We start from the raw sequence: 420 nt of genomic DNA, 5'->3' as shown, positions 1-420 counted from the left end.
TGTTTTAATTGACATAGTTACCACGCAATCAGTATTGCCAGAGCAAGGCAAACGCAAATCGCAAACAGCGATAAATCCATTAACAAGGGATGCCAGATGTCATCGGCGTAGATCCAGCCACGAAGCAGGCGGTGTACGACAAGCCAGATGACGAATCCAAACGCGAATGCTTTGAAAAACGGAGGAAAGTAGACGGACGCACCGAACACCAGATCTTGTAAGGGCAATCCTGTTGCATTGAGCATAAACTTCACAAAGTAGATTCCTTTACGACCGAATATATTGCGTTAGATTAATAAATATTCTTTAAGTGCGAAAAATTTACGCGCAATTTCTGAAAAATATGTCTGACGGTAACCAAATGCAGCAATACATTTGTTTTAGCAATACAATTGCTGCACACTATTCTAAAAGCCGCAT

Annotated in this window: 1 protein-coding gene; it reads right to left on the bottom strand. The window is 41.2% G+C overall.

Going from position 1 to position 420, the window contains the following annotated elements; genetic code table 11:
• Nucleotides 1–17: 17 nt before the first annotated feature.
• On the bottom strand, nt 18–245 hold the full coding sequence (locus tag Tanf_RS16675) for a DUF1656 domain-containing protein (RefSeq protein WP_157703364.1): 228 nt from the start codon (nt 243–245) through the stop codon (nt 18–20).
• Between the last annotated feature and the right edge of the window lie 175 nt (nt 246–420).

The organism is Tannerella forsythia, assembly GCF_001006485.1.
In the GTDB taxonomy this organism is placed as follows: Bacteria; Bacteroidota; Bacteroidia; order Bacteroidales; family Tannerellaceae; genus Tannerella; species Tannerella forsythia.
The sequence above is the reverse complement of the archived record's forward strand: the minus strand, read 5'-3'. Positions and strand labels throughout refer to the sequence as shown.

Bases quoted from the DNA above. Each gene is read 5' to 3' on its own strand.
- Tanf_RS16675 (WP_157703364.1), bottom strand. From the start codon at position 245: ATGCTCAATGCAACAGGATTGCCCTTACAAGATCTGGTGTTCGGTGCG.